16 protein-coding genes are annotated in these 17,700 nt (G+C 59.0%); 6 read left to right on the forward strand and 10 right to left on the reverse strand.

Translation table 11 applies throughout. The annotated features are described in order from the left end of the window. The coding region (locus tag WA354_RS07270) for an ankyrin repeat domain-containing protein (protein WP_472812335.1) at window positions 1-388 on the reverse strand (388 nt) is incomplete at its 3' end. Window positions 389-649: 261 nt separating this feature from the next. Between WA354_RS07270 and WA354_RS07275 the strand changes: the two genes are divergently transcribed. After that, window positions 650-2,572, forward strand: a complete 1,923-nt coding sequence (locus tag WA354_RS07275) for a hypothetical protein (RefSeq protein ID WP_472812336.1) — start codon at window positions 650-652, stop codon at window positions 2,570-2,572. 142 nt (window positions 2,573-2,714) lie between these two features. Here the strand turns inward: WA354_RS07275 and WA354_RS07280 are convergent, their stop codons facing one another. Beyond that, window positions 2,715-3,623 (reverse strand): NADP-dependent oxidoreductase, encoded by a 909-nt coding sequence (locus WA354_RS07280; RefSeq protein ID WP_472812337.1) that lies wholly within the window; start codon window positions 3,621-3,623, stop codon window positions 2,715-2,717. Window positions 3,624-3,752: 129 nt separating this feature from the next. On the opposite strand from WA354_RS07280, the gene ggt reads away from it, so the two are divergent. Then, the gene (gene ggt, locus WA354_RS07285) at window positions 3,753-5,513 is read left to right on the forward strand and encodes a gamma-glutamyltransferase (protein ID WP_472812338.1); all 1,761 of its coding nucleotides are present in this window, start codon (window positions 3,753-3,755) and stop codon (window positions 5,511-5,513) included. On the opposite strand, the gene WA354_RS07290 is transcribed toward ggt, so the two are convergent. After that, a complete protein-coding gene (locus tag WA354_RS07290; RefSeq protein ID WP_472812339.1) occupies window positions 5,510-7,159 on the reverse strand; it encodes a PAS domain-containing protein in 1,650 nt (549 codons plus the stop codon). The genes ggt and WA354_RS07290 overlap by 4 nt on opposite strands. A gap of 328 nt (window positions 7,160-7,487) precedes the next feature. Between WA354_RS07290 and WA354_RS07295 the strand changes: the two genes are divergently transcribed. Together WA354_RS07295 and WA354_RS07300 are read left to right on the forward strand one after the other, a co-directional pair. After that, window positions 7,488-8,309 (forward strand): sugar phosphate isomerase/epimerase family protein, encoded by an 822-nt coding sequence (locus WA354_RS07295; protein ID WP_472812340.1) that lies wholly within the window; start codon window positions 7,488-7,490, stop codon window positions 8,307-8,309. 158 nt (window positions 8,310-8,467) lie between these two features. Then, window positions 8,468-10,567: an alpha-galactosidase gene (locus WA354_RS07300; RefSeq protein WP_472812341.1), complete on the forward strand. Its 2,100-nt coding sequence runs from the start codon at window positions 8,468-8,470 to the stop codon at window positions 10,565-10,567. A 212-nt stretch (window positions 10,568-10,779) separates the two neighbouring features. On the opposite strand, the gene hypE is transcribed toward WA354_RS07300, so the two are convergent. From hypE to hypA, 7 genes are all read right to left on the reverse strand, one after another. Then, complete coding sequence (hypE, locus tag WA354_RS07305; RefSeq protein ID WP_472812342.1) at window positions 10,780-11,868, reverse strand: hydrogenase expression/formation protein HypE; 1,089 nt, start codon at window positions 11,866-11,868, stop codon at window positions 10,780-10,782. After that, on the reverse strand, window positions 11,861-13,003 hold the full coding sequence (gene hypD / locus WA354_RS07310) for a hydrogenase formation protein HypD (protein ID WP_472812343.1): 1,143 nt from the start codon (window positions 13,001-13,003) through the stop codon (window positions 11,861-11,863). The genes hypE and hypD overlap by 8 nt, the downstream gene beginning before the upstream one ends. Further along, window positions 13,000-13,362 (reverse strand): HypC/HybG/HupF family hydrogenase formation chaperone, encoded by a 363-nt coding sequence (locus WA354_RS07315; RefSeq protein ID WP_472812344.1) that lies wholly within the window; start codon window positions 13,360-13,362, stop codon window positions 13,000-13,002. The genes hypD and WA354_RS07315 overlap by 4 nt, the downstream gene beginning before the upstream one ends. Window positions 13,363-13,410: 48 nt before the next feature. Then, entirely contained in the window at window positions 13,411-13,824 is a 414-nt protein-coding gene (locus WA354_RS07320) for an iron chaperone (protein WP_472812345.1), read from the reverse strand. Window positions 13,825-13,892: 68 nt separating this feature from the next. Then, complete coding sequence (locus WA354_RS07325; protein WP_472812346.1) at window positions 13,893-14,405, reverse strand: YybH family protein; 513 nt, start codon at window positions 14,403-14,405, stop codon at window positions 13,893-13,895. A gap of 159 nt (window positions 14,406-14,564) precedes the next feature. After that, a complete protein-coding gene (gene hypB / locus WA354_RS07330; protein ID WP_472812347.1) occupies window positions 14,565-15,230 on the reverse strand; it encodes a hydrogenase nickel incorporation protein HypB in 666 nt (221 codons plus the stop codon). After that, window positions 15,227-15,589, reverse strand: coding sequence for a hydrogenase maturation nickel metallochaperone HypA (gene hypA, locus WA354_RS07335; protein WP_472812348.1), 363 nt, complete (start codon window positions 15,587-15,589; stop codon window positions 15,227-15,229). The genes hypB and hypA overlap by 4 nt, the downstream gene beginning before the upstream one ends. Window positions 15,590-15,692: 103 nt before the next feature. On the opposite strand from hypA, the gene WA354_RS07340 reads away from it, so the two are divergent. After that, a complete protein-coding gene (locus tag WA354_RS07340) occupies window positions 15,693-16,883 on the forward strand; it encodes a pyridoxal phosphate-dependent aminotransferase (RefSeq protein WP_472812349.1) in 1,191 nt (396 codons plus the stop codon). Window positions 16,884-17,124: 241 nt separating this feature from the next. After that, window positions 17,125-17,700: SIS domain-containing protein (locus WA354_RS07345; protein WP_472812350.1), on the forward strand; the 576-nt coding region annotated here is incomplete at its 3' end.

Below are 17,700 nucleotides of genomic sequence, written 5' to 3' on the forward strand. Positions count from 1 at the left end.
TCGCGTCCACGCCGTGAGCTGTCAGAAGACTCACCGGGTCTTTATGGTTGTTCGAGGAAAACACAGCACCGAGATCGCCGGGGGTGAAAGCACCATAGTTATTCTTGGCGTTCACATCGGCGCCAGCATCGATCAGCACCTGGGCCGCCGCCAGCTGGCCGTGCAGACAGGCGACATGCAAAGGCGTATCGCCGTCTTTATCCCGATCGGTAACGAGCTTTGGATCAGCCTGAAGAAGTTCCTTGATCTTCTTGACGTCGCCCTTGCGGGCTGCATCGTGAATCGGGCTGCAAAACGCTACGGTTGAACCTCCCAGCAAAAGCAGCAGCATCATCAAGCCCCAGGTCCGCTTCGTTATCACAGAGCGGACAAATGCATACGTTTTCATTCATTCTCCACGGAAGAAGGATTGGCTGTGAATTTGACCTCATTCTAACTGAGGCGATTCAATCGCCATGTGATCGGGACCGCTTTACGGATGACGGGTCTCGGCGGGTGTCGGAGGCTGTGAAACGGCCAGACAAGGCCCCCAAAGTAATGTGACTTGTGTGTTACCAAAGTCCTGCAATAGGTGAAATCTGGTACCCAATCCGCGATACGATGTTGCGATGCCGCAGAATCTTTTCTCTCAGCGATATGGAGCTAAGCCGTGAACGCTTCTCAAGATACGAAATGTGGGCCCAGCGTAGTCGCCGAAACGCTAAGAGGCCTTTCAGAACGGGCGAAGGTTTGCCACGACAAAATCAACCTGCTTGAAGCGGGTCAGAGCTTCAATCGAGCTGATGTTCTTGCCGAAGTCGGCAAGCTCCTCGATGCATGTCAGAACCTCAGGGACGCGATCCTTTCCGAAGACAGCGCGGCGAGCTGGACGACCAAGAGCGAACTAAGCGCCCTGGTCAGCCGGCTCGACGATGTTGCGGCGAAGAGACGCCGCTACCTCGATCTGGCGGAGGTACTTGCCACGGGGACCATTTCACATCGCCGCGAGCGGACGCGGCTGGAGCGACTCGCACTTCGCGATCGAGCTGTTGCCGAGCTGATGGAGGTTTCTGATCAGGCTGCACCGTCGGAACTGCCCGGGCCTTCTGCGGAGCGCTGGCTGGCGTGGGCATGCAGCCTCGAAGACGATCTCAATGAGCCTGAGCTGCAGAAGCTGAAGGGCGGTTTTCCGCGGCTCGATGATTTTGTGCGCCAGTTGGAGATCGATTGGTGGCACGACGATCCTGCACCGAAATCGACTGAAAAGCAGCAATCCCTTGCTCCGGTTTCCGATTCGTTGAATGGCTCGAATGGTTCGCGCCGCAACGGGAACAAGAGTCTGAAACAGCCGGTTCCAGAAGAGCAGCCGGTTACGCTGGCGGCTTCAATTGAGAGTCTGGTTAGCTTGAACGCCGCACCCGTGGAGGCTGCTCCAGCGATGGAGGCTGCTCCCGAAGCGGAGCCGGCTCCCGTTGGGGAGGCTGTTGCCTCGGTGGAAGCTGCTTCAACAGTAGAGGCCGCTCCAGCCGTGAAAGCTGCATCGAGCCTCGATGCTGTTGCCAGTGCTGAGGCTGTGCCGGTCGTGGAGACCGAAGCAGTTACCCGGCAGGTTAGCGAACCCGGTTTGGTGGCGCTCGATTCTGACGCTGCGCCGTCTTTTTCCGATGAGGATGTCGTCGAACTCGAGGCCGAAACGCTCAACCCAACCAGAAACGGCAAAACATCCTTCTTCCCGTGGGAGCAGGTTGAGCAGTTCACGCGGCGCATCGAAACGGCGAATGTTGAAAGGAAGGATGCGCGCACGATTCGCGCTCTGCTGGCGGTTTCGCACTTCCTCGAGCCTCGCGAACTGAATCCAATGACGCATTCAAAGTGCGGTATCCGCACGCTCACCGGTTACCCTGCCACGCCGGAAGCCTATTTTGTCGCACCCAGTGAAGTGATGCAGTGCATCGCCGAGGACGATGGACTGCCACTTCTCACCGGCGGCGCCGATCTGCTGCGATGGGGCCTGCTGCAACCCTCGGAGCGCAATTTCCAGGGGATTGCTTCAGTGCGTCGCCTCACAATGGAACATCTGAAGGCGTGGTTCAGTGAGGTTTACCGCATCGCTCTCTCGGACAAACAGATTGAGGACATCTACAACTTGACCTCTGGTATCCCTTACCTGGTTGGCGAATTGCACAAGCTAATCATTCCGCACCCGGAGGATCCACCGACATGGCTTGGCCTGGCACGCTGGGTGGAGATCAAGGCGCAGTTCGAAAAGCTCCTGCCAGAGTATGCGCATACGCTGAAGAGGGGCGAATCGACGGTGCGGTTAACTGACCGGGAGATTTCGCTGCTCAACATGGTGGTGATTGTGAGCGAAGACTCTACGCGCGAGACAATCGTTGCCAACCTGTCAGAGAACTGGGAGAAATACCATCATCCCGAATATCGTGCGTTCAGTTCGCGGGATGAAGTGTCCCTGGCAGTTCTGCTGGAACTGGGATTGCTGCCAAGGCGCAATGTGATCGGCGGAGTGCCGTCAAAGGCTCTTGTGCCGGTGAAACAGGACGATGCGATCCGGAAGGTTGTCGAACACTTGTAAGAGAATCGACAAGAGTTTCAAACATCGATGGGGCAGACAGGCGCGAAGCTTTCTGCCCCATTTTTGCGCTTAGGGCTATGTGGATCATCGGACTGTGGTTCATTGAACTGGATTAGAGAACTGTGGATCGGGGAACTGTGGTTCAGGGAACAAGGATGATTTTCCCTCCGACTTTGCCATTTTCTGCCAGCCGTTGCGCCTCCGCGGCTTCCTGCAACTTCATGGTGCGCGCAATGGGAATTGAAAACTCACCGCGCGCAAACTCCTGGGCCAGTTCGGAGAGGCGCGAAGCGTCGGGGCCGGCCATCATCGGTTCCACACGGATGCGGTAGTTCTGCACTCCTTCCGGAACTCCAAGTACGGAACCGAGCACGCCACCGGAGCGAATCGATTTCAGGAGGCGCTGAATTGTCGCCCCACCAACCGTGTCGGCGATTGCGTCCAGGTCGTGCAGACGGCCAATTTCCTCTTCGCTGTCGATAGCAACAACGCCATCGACGGGCAATTGCGCGGCCATGTCTTTCTCGCTGGCGCGAACACCTGCAAGCACTCGAACACCGTGCTTGCGCGCAACGTGAATCGCCACCCGTGCAACGCTGCCGAGAGCGCCGGTGACGAGCACGGTTTGCCCTCGTTGTGGTTTTACAGCGCGCTCGATTAATTGCGCCCCCGTGGTGACGACCAGCGGCAACGCGGCCGCCTTTTCGAAGTCCAGCGCGTCGGGAATGGGAGCAAGAACATCGGCCTTGGCAACCGTGTACTCGGCGTATGTGCCGTTTGCCAACGCCATCACCCGCATTCCCCTGGGAAAACCTGTGACATCGCGACCGGTTTCGACCACCTCTCCGGCAAGATCGCGGCCGAGAATCGCTGGAAACTCGAGAGGCATGCGCGCCCTGGCGGCTCCGCTGCGAAGCTTGAAGTCGATGGGATTGACGCTGGTAGCCCTCACCCTGACGAGCACTTCGTTATTGCCATACGCGGGGCGTTCCGTTTCTTCATAGCGAAGTTGTTCCGGCCCGCCGTACTGGTGCAAGACGATAGCTTTCATATGAGAACTTCTCCGTAACTGACACGGCCCGCTTTCGCGACCCGCCTCGCTGTAGATTTTTAGTAGTCCCGACAGTTGTCCGATGCCTTCATTCTCGGTCGAGTTATCCTGTCGAAAGCCATGCCACCCATGTATCGCTTCCCTTCGATTGCCATTCCGCCCCTTGTTGTGTTCTTTGCGCTGTTATCGGCCGCCGCATCCTTCGCACAGGAAGGCACAACAAACGTGCTCTCCTATCGCGGTGAGGAGCCGGTTCGCGCGCAGCACGGCATGGTCGTCAGCGTTCATCACCTCGCCTCCGATGCCGGCGTGGAGATCCTGCGCGAAGGTGGCAACGCTGTCGACGCAGCCGTAGCCACCGGGTTTGCGCTTGCCGTCGTGCATCCGATTGCGGGCAATCTTGGCGGGGGTGGATTTCTGTTGCTTCGCACCCATGATGGCAACGCCACGTTTATCGATTTTCGTGAGAAGGCCCCTTTGGCAGCAACGGAAACGATGTATCAGGACGCGCAAGGAAACATCATTCCCGATGCCAGCGTGGTTGGCTATCGATCCATTGCGACGCCCGGCTCGGTGGCGGGACTCGTCTACTCGGAGAAGAAATATGGGAAGCTCGGCCTCAAGCGCGTCATGGCACCGGCCATCAAACTAGCGCGGGAGGGGTTCGCGCTCAGCCCCGAGGAAGCGCACGAACTCACCGATCGCGATCTGGCTCGCTTTCCGGAATCGCGCCTGCTTTTTCAGCGCAACGGCGCCTACTATCGCAGCGGCGAAACTTTCCACCAGCCCGAACTGGCGCATACGCTCGAGCAAATTGCCGCCAATCCCGACGATTTTTACCACGGCAAGATGGCGCATGAACTCGTGGACGATCTCAAAAAGGGCGGGGCACTCATAACCCTTGAAGATCTTGCCCAATACAACGTAGTCGAGCGCAAGCCGGTGGTCGGCACATTTCACAATTACACCGTCATCAGCGCGCCTCCTCCTTCGTCGGGCGGCGTGGTGCTGTTGAGCGCACTGAATATTCTGGAGAGCTACGATATGGCGCGTCTCGGCGACCGCAGTGCCGCCGCGATGCACCTGATCACGGAGGCCTACCGACGTGCATATATGGATCGCTCCGATTACCTGGGCGATCCTGACTACAATCAGATTCCCGTTGCTGAACTTATCGCGAAGACATACGCAGATGCGTGGCGCAAGAGCATCCTGCCCGACAGGGCTACTCCCAGCGCGGACTTGAAGCGTCCGGCAGGTTTTCTGCCTCCTGCGCCGACGACCGCCGGCAAGCGACACGAATCGCCCGATACGACGCATTTCTCAGTTGTTGACGCAGAGGGAAATGCGGTGGCGGTGACGACAACCCTGAATGACAACTTCGGCTCGCACGTTACTTCGAAGACTCTGGGCTTTCTGCTCAACGACGAGATGGATGATTTCGCCACGAAGATGGGAGTGCCGAACATGTACGGACTGATTCAGGGTCCTGTGAACGCCATCGCGCCCGGCAAGCGCCCCCTGAGTTCAATGACTCCTACGATCGTGCTCGAAGACGGCAGGCTGCGCTATGTTCTTGGCTCTCCCGGCGGCGCCCGCATCATTACCACGGTCGCAAACATTTTTCTTTCAGCAGCGGAAGGCGGATTGAATATCCAGGAAGCTGTGGATGCTCCGCGTTTTCACCATCAGTATCTGCCCGACAAACTCTACCTTGAGCCGGGGTTCGATCCCAGGGTGCTGTCCGCATTAAAGGAGATGGGCTACAGCCTGGCTGTGAAAGACGGTCACTGGTCGAACGGCGAATGCATCGCAATCGACCCAAAGACCGGTGAACTTGAGGGTGGCCAGGACCATCGCAGCCACTATGGCAAAGCGGCGGGGTATTAAGCGAACTCATGCGTACTGGTGCTGGTGAAGGGTCCCGGCGTGTAGATTTCAGCGGTCTCGCTCGGCGGTTGGTCTGCCGCAGCGCCTTGCCCGCCGTTATTGGATTCATGGCTTCTAGCTTCTTCTCCGAAGGGCAGGAATACCGAGAAGGCTGTACCGCTGGCTCCGGCACGTTGCGAGCTCCAGACGCGCACGCTGCCTTTACGCCGCTCCAGCAGTTGCACCACGACCCACAAGCCCAGTCCGGTGCCGGTCTCAGTCTTGGTAGTGAAAAATGGTTCGAAGATGCGACTCGCCGTGGCCCGGTCAATACCGCCCCCTGTATCGCAGATCGTCACACGCATCCCCGGCGTAATCTGATCGCGCCAATCCCGCGAAGGTCTCATCCGGATCAGAAGACGCCCATTCTGTTGCATGGCTTCAATCGCATTGGCGATGAGATTGGCAAAGATCTGCTGGGTCTCGCTTAGCATGCATTTGATTGGACGTTCCTGTGGCGCCTTCAAGACGACAGCTATTCCCATGCTCCTCAGTTTGCCCTGGAACATGGTGAGAACCGAGTCCATGACATCGGAGAGCAATGCAGATTTAGGCGCCCCCGTCTCCCGGTGAAACTTCAGCGTTGACTGCGCCACCAGGGAAATGCGCATCAGTTCCTCGAGAGCGGTGGCGGCCTGCGTGCGCGCCTCATCAAGCGAGTCAGTCATCGAGATCAGGAACAGCATGTTCGCGACGGCTTCCAACGGATTGTTGATCTCGTGGGCCACCGAAGCCGCCAAGCGTCCCGCCACGGCGAGCTTTTCGGCGCGCAGCAGAGCCTCATCCGCCCGCTTGCGATGGCTGATATCCGCCATGACACCGAAAATGCGCGCTACTTTACCATCCGCGTTCATCTGACACTTTCCCTGGGATTCCAGCCAGTGCGTCGAGCCGTCTTGCCAGCGGACGCGATATTCCTCGTGGTAGTCCGCACCATCAGCCCTCACTTTGGCGAACGCCTCATCCAGGCGAGGAATATCTTCAGGAAGCACAAACTTCAGCCAGGCCTCCGGCTCGGAGCCAAACGCACCGGGTTCGCAGCCCACCATCCGGTAAACCTCGTCGGAGCGATGAACCACTTCGTTCTCCAGGTCCCACACCCACAGGCCCATTCCGCTGGCCTGGAGCGCGATCTGCAGCGCATCGTCGCGATAGCGCAGTTGTTCGCCGGCAAGGGCCCGTTCCTCGGCTAGACGCCGTTCCGATTCGACGGCGCCAAGTTGCCTTTTCAACTCCTGACTTTCCAATTCGGCTTTTTGCTGCGCAAGGCGCCGTACTGACCACCCCAGAAGCATCGTGATCACCACAAACGTGATAAGCCGAGTTTCCTGAGAAACGTTGCCGGCGGAGAACCTGAATTGAGACCTGGTGAGAAACGCGTCGACAAGGACCACGTCTGTCAAAGCGCAACCGGCGGCGCCCCACATGCCCAGGAACCATGCAGCGAGAATGACGGTGGGGAACGAGAGCAGCAGAGGGAAGCTGCGCAGCGGAGCGATCTCGGAGGTAAGCGCCACCACCCCCATGGCCATGAAGCAACCCAGCAGGGCCCTGACGAGCCAGGGAAGTCTACCCATACTTTGGGAATCTGGGATGCTAAACGTCATCGAACCTCCTCCGAAGCAAGGGCCGCCTTGGCCCACGCGCACCCCGCAATTTAAGGAATCGTCGGGGCGAAGATCTTCAACGAGCGTTGTTTCAGCAGCCCTTTTACAGCGGCTCTGTTGGAAGGTGACCTGGGGAAATACAGTGTGGGTAGCATAGGCAAAATCTTGCCTGGTGTCCAGTTCAAGGCGACTTCGGTTTCAGTGGCTCGTACCGGATTGCCTGCTTCGGCCCGAGAGGCGGAATGCGCGGTTTTGCGGTAAGTGGTTTAGGGAATGAGACAATAGGAGCAACCGCGGGCATCAGTGCCGGCGCAGGACCCCCCAAAGCATGCTGCCAGTTCTTTCGACGCACCTGTTTCTAAAGCAACGTCTGCACCCGGGACTGCTGGAGATAGCAGCACGCTCCGGCGCCCAGGGGGTGGAGATTTTTGCCGCGCGCCAGCATTTTGACTACACCAGCCGAGAACACATCATGGAACTGGCTGGCTGGTTCGCTTCGAGCCCGCTCGAGCCATTCTCAATGCACGCCCCGCTTTATCCTGACCGCGAGATGGGTCGCGCGGGTGCCCCCGCGGTGAACCTCGTTGATCCTGAAAAGTCGCGGCGAATCGATGCGATGGATGAGATCAAACGCGCACTCGAAGCAGCCGAACATATTCCGTTCAAAAAACTCGTGGTCCATCTCGGTGAAAAGTACGATTCATGGTCACTGAGGACGATGGAATATGCGACCACGGCTCTTGAGCATCTGGGCGCGTTCGCGAAGCCGCTGGGGGTGCGCGTTCTGGTGGAAAACCTGACCAGCGATGCCACCACTCCCGAGCACCTGATGTCGATTCTCGAAATGGCGCACCTCGACCAGATCGACGTCTGCCTGGACCTGGGACACGCGCACATTGCGCCCGGAATTGCCGAGGCGATCGGCTTGCTGGGAAAGCGCATCGGCGAAGTTCACGTGCACGACAACCACGGGTTGAAAGATGAACACCTTTGGCCCGGCGATGGGACGATTGACTGGCCTGCAACGATCGAAGCTCTTAAGGGACTCCCAACACCACCCGCGGCCGTGCTTGAGATCGGTTATAACCTCGATGACGCACCTGGGGTAATTCCGGAACGCATCCAGAGATCGTTTGAAAAGCTGGCCTGACGCCGAGGTCTGCGTTGCCATCGCCGAAGCCAGCAGGTCGCGCGTGACCTTGCTGTGATAGCATTCCGGCGCATCAAAAGAGTCGACTGCTGACTCACAAATATGAAGAGACTCGACAGATGAGACCGGGACAGATTGTTCTGAGCCGAAGGAAGGTTTTGCGCGACGGAATGCTGGCAGCAGCAGGCTGCGCGTGGGCGCCTCGAATTGTGGCCGAAACGCTGGATGACGCGCGACGTTGGACCATCACCAACGGGGCGGTTCGGAGGGTGATACAGTTCCGCACGGGCGCCGGCATCACAACTGAGGAACTGTCCGCGCTCACTCCCCGCATCGATTTTGTTTCGGCGTCGCCCCGAGGCCTCGCCCGGGAATTCCAGTTCCGATGCAACGGGCAAACGTGCTCCGGGAGCGGCGCGAACTTCGAACTGGCGCGTGAGCCACACGAAGAGGCGGGCGGTCGTGAAAGCAAGATACTCACGATTCCACTGCGACATCGAAAGCTTCCGCTGGAGGTCTCGGTTGGGTATGCCGTATACGGCGATCATCCGGCGATTCGCAAGCACCTTGCGATTCGCAATACGGGATCTGCAACGCTTCATCTCTCTCACCTGACGGTTGAATCACTGGCGATATCGCTCGGACCGGAGAACGAAGTCACCCTGCTAACCCAGTACGGTGCGATTCCGCGCGAGATTTTTTACACCGGCCGCTCTGAAGACGCTGCGTTGCTGCTGGCCAATGGAAAAACCGGCAACGGGATCGCGATTGTTAGCGAAGTGCCCGGATATTTGAAGCGGACTGAAATCGGCGGATGGGACAATCCGAATCATGTGCAAGTCGGTGTTATGTACGACACAGACATCATGCCGTTTGAGCGCTCGCTTGCTCCCGGAGAAAGCTTCACCACGGCTTCCGTCTCGCTGGTTCCCTTCCGCAATGGCGATGGATTCAGCGATCCCCACTGGCTGCTCCCTTCCTACACGTCCAAGGTGCTGATGAGGCGGGTGAATGAACAGGGTCCGCCATGGATTTACAACACGTGGGAGCCGTTCCAGCGCACCATCCATCAAGATCTCGCGCTCGAGTTGACCGGCATTGCGGCCGAGATGGGAATGGACATCTTCACCATCGATGACGGGTGGCAGCAGGAGTACGGCGACAACGCGGTAAACCTGACTGCGTTTCCCGGTGGACTGGAACCGCTCATGGCTGCGGTCGAAGCGAAAGACATGCGGCTCGGTCTTTGGATTCCGATTGCTTCGGTTGGCAGCACAACCGCCGCTTACCGCGAGCATCCTGAATGGATGGCTCTCGACCAGGACGGTAAGGCGAAGATCACCGGTACAGCGGCTGGACCCAAGGCCGTGATGTGCATGGCTTCAGCCTACCGCGATGCCGCGGCGGCGCGGATTATCGATGCCATCGAACGTTTTCGCCTCGCCTATGTGAAGCTGGACCTGACCACGGTGTTCAATGCGTACGGCGAGGCTCCGGGTTGCTGGGCCAAGGGGCATTATCACGGCAACTGGGCCGAGTCTCTCAACCTCATCTACGAGGGCATCTCGTATGTGACCGCGAAGGTTTATGAAAAGCACCCTGACGTTCTGCTCGACCTGACGTTTGAGTTGTGGGGGCAGAAGCACATTATCGATGCGGGACTTCTAGCGGCCGGTGACCTGGATTGGCTGAGCAACGTGGATGACGGCTCGCCGGATTCGGCGGGGCCGCGGCAGGCGCGACAACTTCTTTATCAGCGCGCTGCTTCGATGCCGGCTGAGTGCATGCTGATCGGCAATCTGCACGCGGAGCAGGCGACCATCGAAGAGCGCTTCGCCACGGCCATCGGATCGGCGCCGCTGTTTCTCGGCGACTTGCGCAAGCTCAGTGCGGGCGATCAACGGTGGTACCGCGAGAAGATTGCGTGGTTCAAAAAGCTGCGGCGGACAACGCCGATCAGCGAAAGCTTCTTCCCGCTGGATAGCTGGATGCAAACGAGTCCTGCCGCATGGGACGGATTCGCGCGGCTGGCGCACAGCGGATCAGGAGTGATCGCCCTGTTTCGCAACAAGGCGCAGGGCGTTGAGGCTCTGGTGAGACTGCCACAGATGCCGGAGGGGCGCTACAAACTGCGCTCGGTGATTTCCGGCAAGGAACTTGGCGTGTTCGCCAAAGTGGATTGGGAGCGCGGGGTGAGTATTACTTTTCCTGAAGTCGCTCGGGTGGAAATTCTGGAAGTTACTCTCGCTGCTGGTTGAGCTTTCTTTCGCGAGCCAGTCAATTGGAAGTCGGGTAGGAGCACATCGTCCTGGGGAGGCGAACTCGCATATAGCGAATACCCGCTCATCGCGAGAAACCGCGATGAACGGGGCACAGTTTCCAAGACTCCGAACGCGTCTTCCCGCGCCTTAAGGCTGAAAAGCTGATTGCTGAGAACTGGATGCTGAGGGCTGGCGGCTTGAGGCTGACTTCAGCAGATGCGCGGCAATTGTTCGCCAATCTGTGTTGCGATTACGCGGTTGGCGCTCATGGATGTGCGCGCCACCAGCATTTTGGGATGCTGGGCGGTGACGTGGCCGATACGGGCGGCGTCGATACCAAGCGGATGTGCGCGCAGGGTTGCCAGTGCGCGATCGGCTGCGCCGGGCGCAACGAAGAAGACCACCTTGCCCTCATTGGCGACGTATACGGGATCGAGTCCCAGGAGTTCGCAGGCCGATTGCACCTCAGTGCGGACAGGCAGGCTGGGCTCGTCGATCTCTATACCGATGTTTGAGGATGTGGCTATCTCGTTCAACGTGGATGCGAGGCCGCCGCGCGTTGGATCGCGCATAGCGTGCACATCGCTGCCGGCTGCTTCGAGAACATCAGCGATCAACCCGTTGAGCGCGGCGCAATCTGAGCGGATCTGGCTTTCGAATTCGAGGCCCTCGCGCACGCTCATGATGGCCATGCCATGATCGCCAATGGTGCCCGAGACCAGCACCACATCGCCAACCTGCGCGCGGTGCGGCCCCACATTGATGCCGGGCCGCAGTACACCGACGCCGGCGGTGTTGATGTAGCATCCGTCGCCGTGGCCGCGCTCGACAACTTTGGTGTCGCCCGTAACGATGCGAACTCCTGCGGTTGCAGCTGCGTCAGCCATGGCGCGAACAATAGCCGCGAGTTGAGCCAGCGGAAACCCTTCTTCAAGGATGAAGCTGGCGCTGAGGAACTTTGGCTCCGCTCCGGAGACGGCCAGATCGTTGACGGTGCCGTTCACGGCAAGTGCGCCGATCGATCCGCCGGGAAAGAACAGCGGCTGCACGACAAAGGAGTCGGTGCTCATGGCGACTCGACCGGAGCTGAGTTCGAAGACCGCGGCGTCGCCTAGATTCTCGAGCGCAGGATTCCGAAAGGCCGGAAGAAAGAGATGTTCGACGAGTTCGTTGCCAAGCTTGCCGCCGCCGCCGTGGCCCATCACGATGGTGGGGTAATCGGCCAGGGGCAGCGGGCAACTCCAATTCGAGAAATCGGGTTTGCCGGATGTCTCAACCAGGCTGGATTTCTCAGCCATTTGCTACTCCGGTGAGTGCGGATCCTGCATGGGCCAGGTCCTCGGCCGACAGGAAGCGGCCGTAGTTGAAGTACGCGGCGCAGGCGCCTTCACTTGAAACCATGGTGGCGCCAAGGGGACGGCGCGGAGTGCATTCCTTGCCGAAGGCGGGGCACTCGGCAGGCTTGATGGCGCCGCGCAGGACATCGCCCGCTTTGCATAGCGGTGACTCCTCGGTGTGAATGCCGGTGATCTGGAAGCGCTCCTCAGCATCAAACGCGCGGTAAGGTTCGCTGAGACGCCAGCCGCTGTTTGGAATTACGCCAATGCCGCGCCAGGCGCGATCTGTTACTTCGAAGACCTCGGAAAGCAACTGTTGCGCCGGCAGGTTTCCGGCATAGGTCACGATGCGCTCGTAAGCGTTCTCGACGTGATGTTCGCCTTTTTCCAGCTGAATCACGGCACGCCGAATGCCATCGAGCAGATCGAGCGGCTCGAAACCGGTGACGACGATGGGAATTTCGAACTTGTCGGCGATCGGTGGATACTCCCAATAGCCCATGACGCTGCAGACGTGACCGGCCGCAAGAAAGGCCTGCACCTTGTTATCAGGCGAACTCATGATGGCTTCAATCGCAGGTGGGACAAGGACGTGGGAGACAAGCAGAGAGAAGTTCTTCAGGCCGCGTCGCTTGGCGAGATGCACGCTCATGGCGTTGGCTGGAGCGGTGGTTTCAAAACCCACACCGAAGAAGACGACTTGCTTGTCTGGATTCTTGACGGCCAATTCCACCGCATCGAGAGGCGAATAGACCACACGAACATCACCGCCTTCGCCTTTGACCTGAAACAGATCGCGGTCGGTACCGGGGACGCGAAGCATGTCTCCAAACGAGCAGAAGATGACCCCGGGCTGCGCTGCGATGGCCAGAGCCTTGTCAATCAAAGCAAGCGGGGTTACGCAGACGGGACAGCCTGGGCCATGGATCATCTCGATCCCGGCGGGAAGCATCTGATCAATGCCGTTGCGAATGATGGAGTGGGTCTGGCCGCCGCAGACTTCCATGATCTTCCACGGGCGCGTGGCGACCTGGTGGATCTCGCGGGCCATGCGCTGGGCGATTTCGCCGTTGCGGAATTCAGTGAGGTACTTCATTTTTCGCTTCCACTGCTGCTCGATTCCCGAGCACGCAGGTCTTTGCCGGTCAGATCGCAGCTTCCATCGGGACAGGAAGACTGCGGCGCCTGGGCCGCACGCGCAAAGGATTCTTCCTCGGTGGCAAGTTCCTCGTCAAGGGCGCCCATCTTGCGGAAGAGCTCCAGAGTCTCGAGGGCTGTGGCTTCGTCAATCTTGGAGAGCGCAAACCCAACGTGGACAATGGTATAGTCGCCGACGACGACCTCGGGCACGTAATCGAGACAGACGTTTTTGACGACGCCGCCGAAGTTCACGCGACCAATACGAACGTCGCCTTCTATGATTTGTTCGACTTTTCCAGGAATTGCCAGGCACATAGCAACCTTCTTATAACGCCGCGAGGGCGGGTCCAGATGTGATTTAAATCACTTCTTGCCTTGAGTGGCAGCTTTCCGCATATTTTCTAAGATGCGCGCCTTCACCATCCTTTTCACGAGAGCTGCGGGAAGCGGTCTGTCGAGCGGGAACTGCAGGGTGCCCTTGGAGGTTCGATAATCCGTCAGTTCGTCTTTCATCGCATCGATCAGGGACGCTTGCATGGGGAAGAAGCTGCAGTGTTTTTTGAAAGCTGCATACCCGACCAGCCCGCCTTTGTAGCGAAACGCGGGGATGCCGTAGCTGAGCTCCTCTGTGGTCTCGGCCGGTACGATGGAGCGAATGGTTGCGCGGAGTTTCTCGAGCGTGGTTCGAGCTGGTTCGGGAACCTTGGCCAGATAAGCGTCCACGTCTCCGACTTGGGAAGCGGGCTTTCGTTCGATTACTTCTGTTGCCTTCTTCACAAATCCTCCACGAGTTTATGCGCGGGCGGGCGGGTTGGGCGCTGCGCCGTTTCGGGTGCTTGATTCCGCTATTTCTTCCTGGGGGGAGGCGCCGGTGGTGGAACCGCAGAACTGGCAATATCCGCAACCGCTTTCCACGAGCCGTCGGCCTGTTTGCGGAACGTGGTTACGTAGTTGCCGTAGTCGCTGATCGGCTTGTGGGTTGCCGGATTGGTCACTGTCAATTTGTAGGTACCTTCGGTGTAGCCGAGATCGCCGGACTTGGCAACATCGACCTTCGAGGACTGGAAGGTAAGCGAAACCGCGGGATCGGCCAGCATGTCTTTCAAGGTGGTGCGCATTGCGTCCTTGCCGCGGACCGCGTCCATGCCGGGAGTCATCAGAACGGCATCGTCTGCATAGAATGCCATGACCTTTTCGAGGTCCTTCGCAGCCCAGGCCTGATTCGCCTGCACCTCGGTATCGGTGATTGCCTTTACATCGGCATCGCGGGTGTCGGGCGGCGGGGGCGGGGTTTGGTTGCACGCCGCAATCGAGAATAGGATGACGGCTGAGATGCAGAGAGTCGCAAGAGCTTTCATTGTGTCTATCTCCTCCGTGGTCCCTTGAAGATGTAGGACCATGGCTTGACTCAGGAAGAGGCGAGATCACCTCGAGAGCAGGAGTCATTCTGCCACATCAACCTGAGGATTGGCAGCACGTTTTCGATTTCGGATTTGAATGAAGGACGGGCGCGCGCGTCAGGATCGACGGGATTTCTCTTCGGCCAGGTAGGTGAGCCAATCGGTCATGCCGGCGCCGGTTTTTGCTGACGTTTCAAAGATGCGGATGCCGGGGCGAATCTCGTTGATGTTCTTGAGGGCTGTCGTACGATCAAATCCGCAGGGCTCGGCGATATCGATTTTGGTAATGATGGCGGCGTCGGCGGAGTTGAAGAGGGTGGGATACTTCAGCGGCTTGTCTTCGCCTTCGGTAACGCTGAGCAGCGCAACGCGAATCTTCTCGCCCAGATCGTAGCTTGAAGGACAGACAAGATTCCCCACGTTTTCGATGAAAAGGTAATCGAGATCAGCGAGTTCCCAGCCTTCAAGGTGTTTGCCGATCATCTCGGCTTCAAGGTGGCAGATGCCGTGGGTATTGATCTGGCGGACGGGTGCGCCGCTGGCGGCGAGGCGGCGAGCGTCGTTGTCAGTCTCAAGATCGCCTACCAGAGCCGCAACTCTGGCGCCGCTTTCGCGCAATTCGCGGAGGGTGCGCTCAAGGAAAGCTGTCTTGCCCGTACCGGGACTGGAGACAAGGTTGAGCACCAGCACGCCGGCTGATTGAAAGCGGCCGCGCAGGTTTCGCGCCAGCTCGTCGTTCTTCTTCAGGATTCCCTGCCGCAGTTCAACAATCCGGGTGGTCATACCTTTTCCTCGACTTCATCAATCTCGATCGACTGTATTTCCAGTTCGCGTCCCTGCCGTAAATCGGAGACGGGCTCGTCGCAGCGCGGGCAGCGAAAGCTCTGCAGACTTGCGATCTCCACGTCCTGTCCGCAGGCGTCGCAGTGCATCATTACCGGGAGAATATTGACGACCAGTTTGGAGCCTTCCAAAGGGGTGCCGTCAGTGGCGATGCCGTAGCAGAACTGCAACGAGTCCTCGACGACCGACGCAAGTGCACCCACACGCAGCCGCACTTCCTTTACCCGCGCGCCGGGATAGGCCTCGAGTGTCTCTGTCACGGAATCGACAATGCTGGAAACGATGGAAAGCTCGTGCACGCGACCTCGCCTGAAAGGTCGATTCTATCCCGCAGACCGCACGACAGGTGTGCCGGATGGCACTCCACTTGTAAAATGGCACGAGAGATCGGAGCCCTTCCCTGTGAGCAAAACCCTTGCGCCTCATTCGCATACCGCGTCACGTCTCGCGCTGAGCGAGCTTGCCCCCGGAGCCATGCAATCGGAGATCCGCGCCATGAGCGTCGAGTGCGAGCGCATGGGCGGCATCAACCTCGCCCAGGGTGTCTGCGATACGCCGGTTCCCATGCCGGTGGAAACCGCGGCCATTGGGGCGATCGTAGGTGGACGCAATATCTACACGCGGCAGGATGGAATTGCCCGGTTGCGTAAGGCGATCGCGGAGAAGCAGCAGCGCGACTATGGGCTCAACTACGACATCGAGACCGAAGTGATGGTGGCGAGCGGAGCCACGGCGGGACTGCATGCGGCGGCGATGGCGTTGCTCAATCCGGGTGACGAGGTTCTGGTCTTCGAGCCGTTCTACGGGTATCACGTGAGTACGCTGAAATCGATGCGCGTGAAGCCGGTGCTGGTGGCATTGGCGGAGCCTGACTGGGTGCTGGACACGGATGCGCTGCGGGCGGCGATCACCGAGCGTACCCGGGCCATTATCGTCAACACGCCGGCCAATCCGAGCGGGAAGGTGTTTACACGGGCTGAACTCGAAGCAATTGCCGAGGCGGCTCGCGAACACGATCTCTTTGTGTTTACCGATGAGATTTATGAGTACTTTGTCTACGACGGCGCGAAGCACATCTGCCTTGCGACGCTGGACGGCATGCGAGAGCGCACCATCGTGATGTCCGGGTTCAGCAAGACGTTCAGCGTGACTGGATGGCGGCTGGGCTATGTAACGGCGGATGCGAAGTGGATGGGCGCGATGGGGTACTTTCATGATCTGACCTACGTGTGTGCGCCCTCAGCACTGCAACACGGCGCGGCGGCAGGGCTGGAGCAGCTACCGCCGGAGTTTTACACGCGGCTTGCGGCGGATCATCAGTCGAAGCGAGAGCGGATTGTGGCTGCGCTGCGCGATGCGGGAATGGAGCCGAGCGTTCCGGCTGGAGCCTATTATGTACTGGCGCGGGCCGGCCGGTTGGCGGGAGAAACATCGGCGCAGAAGGCGCGGCATCTGCTGGCGAAGACCGGAGTTGCTTCGGTTGCCGGATCGGCGTTTTTCCGGCCGGGGCGCGGCGAGGACCTGCTGCGGTTCTGCTTTGCCAAGAAGGACGTTGATCTTGACGAGGCATGCGCGCGACTGCGCCGTCTCTGATCTGGTGTGCCGTCTCCGAAGTCGTTCATACAGATGTGGAATTGCCAAGAAGCAGATTCTTCGCTCACCACCCCCAAACTGAAATACGTTTGGGGCCCCGTTCACTCAGAATGACACCGCCAATTTTTGTTGTGAACTTCAGCGACAGGATACGGGCCTGTTCAATTGAATAACGATCCGAGGGCTTAAAATCGACCCATACTACTGCGCGCAATACGCGACTCTGAAAGGTTCTGACGTTGTGAACGAATTCCCTCACGCCATGCTTCGCGAAATCTTTGAACAGCCCGCCGCCATCCGGCGGACGCTCGATTTGTATCTGGATGGCGAGGCTTTGAAGGCCGAAGCATTTGCGCCTTTCGAAGGCTGGCTGAATGCGCGGGGTGAAGTGCTGATTGCGGCCAGCGGGTCTAGCCGGCACGCGGGGCTGGCCGCGGAGATCATCCTCGAAGATCTTTGCGGGCTGGCGGTGGACGTTGAATATTCGAGCGAGTACAGCACCCGGCCGGCGGCCAATCCGCGGCGGCCTTCGGTGCTGGTGATCTCACAGTCGGGTGAAACTTCAGACACGCTGGCCGCGCTGCGTTTTGCGAGGGATGGCGGCCAGCAGACACTTGCCATCGCCAATGTGGTCGGCAGCACCATGCTGCGCGAGGCAGGCGCAGCGATGCCGCTTGGCGCAGGGAAGGAACTGGCTATTCCGGCAACGAAAAGCTTCACGTGCCAGCTAACCGCCCTCTACCTGCTGGCGCTGTTTGAGGGCAGCAGGCTCGGCACGTTGGACGGCGCTCAGTTGAAGGCGCGGATTGTTGAGCTT

This window comes from Occallatibacter sp., assembly GCF_049802275.1.
GTDB lineage: Bacteria > Acidobacteriota > Terriglobia > Terriglobales > Acidobacteriaceae > Telmatobacter.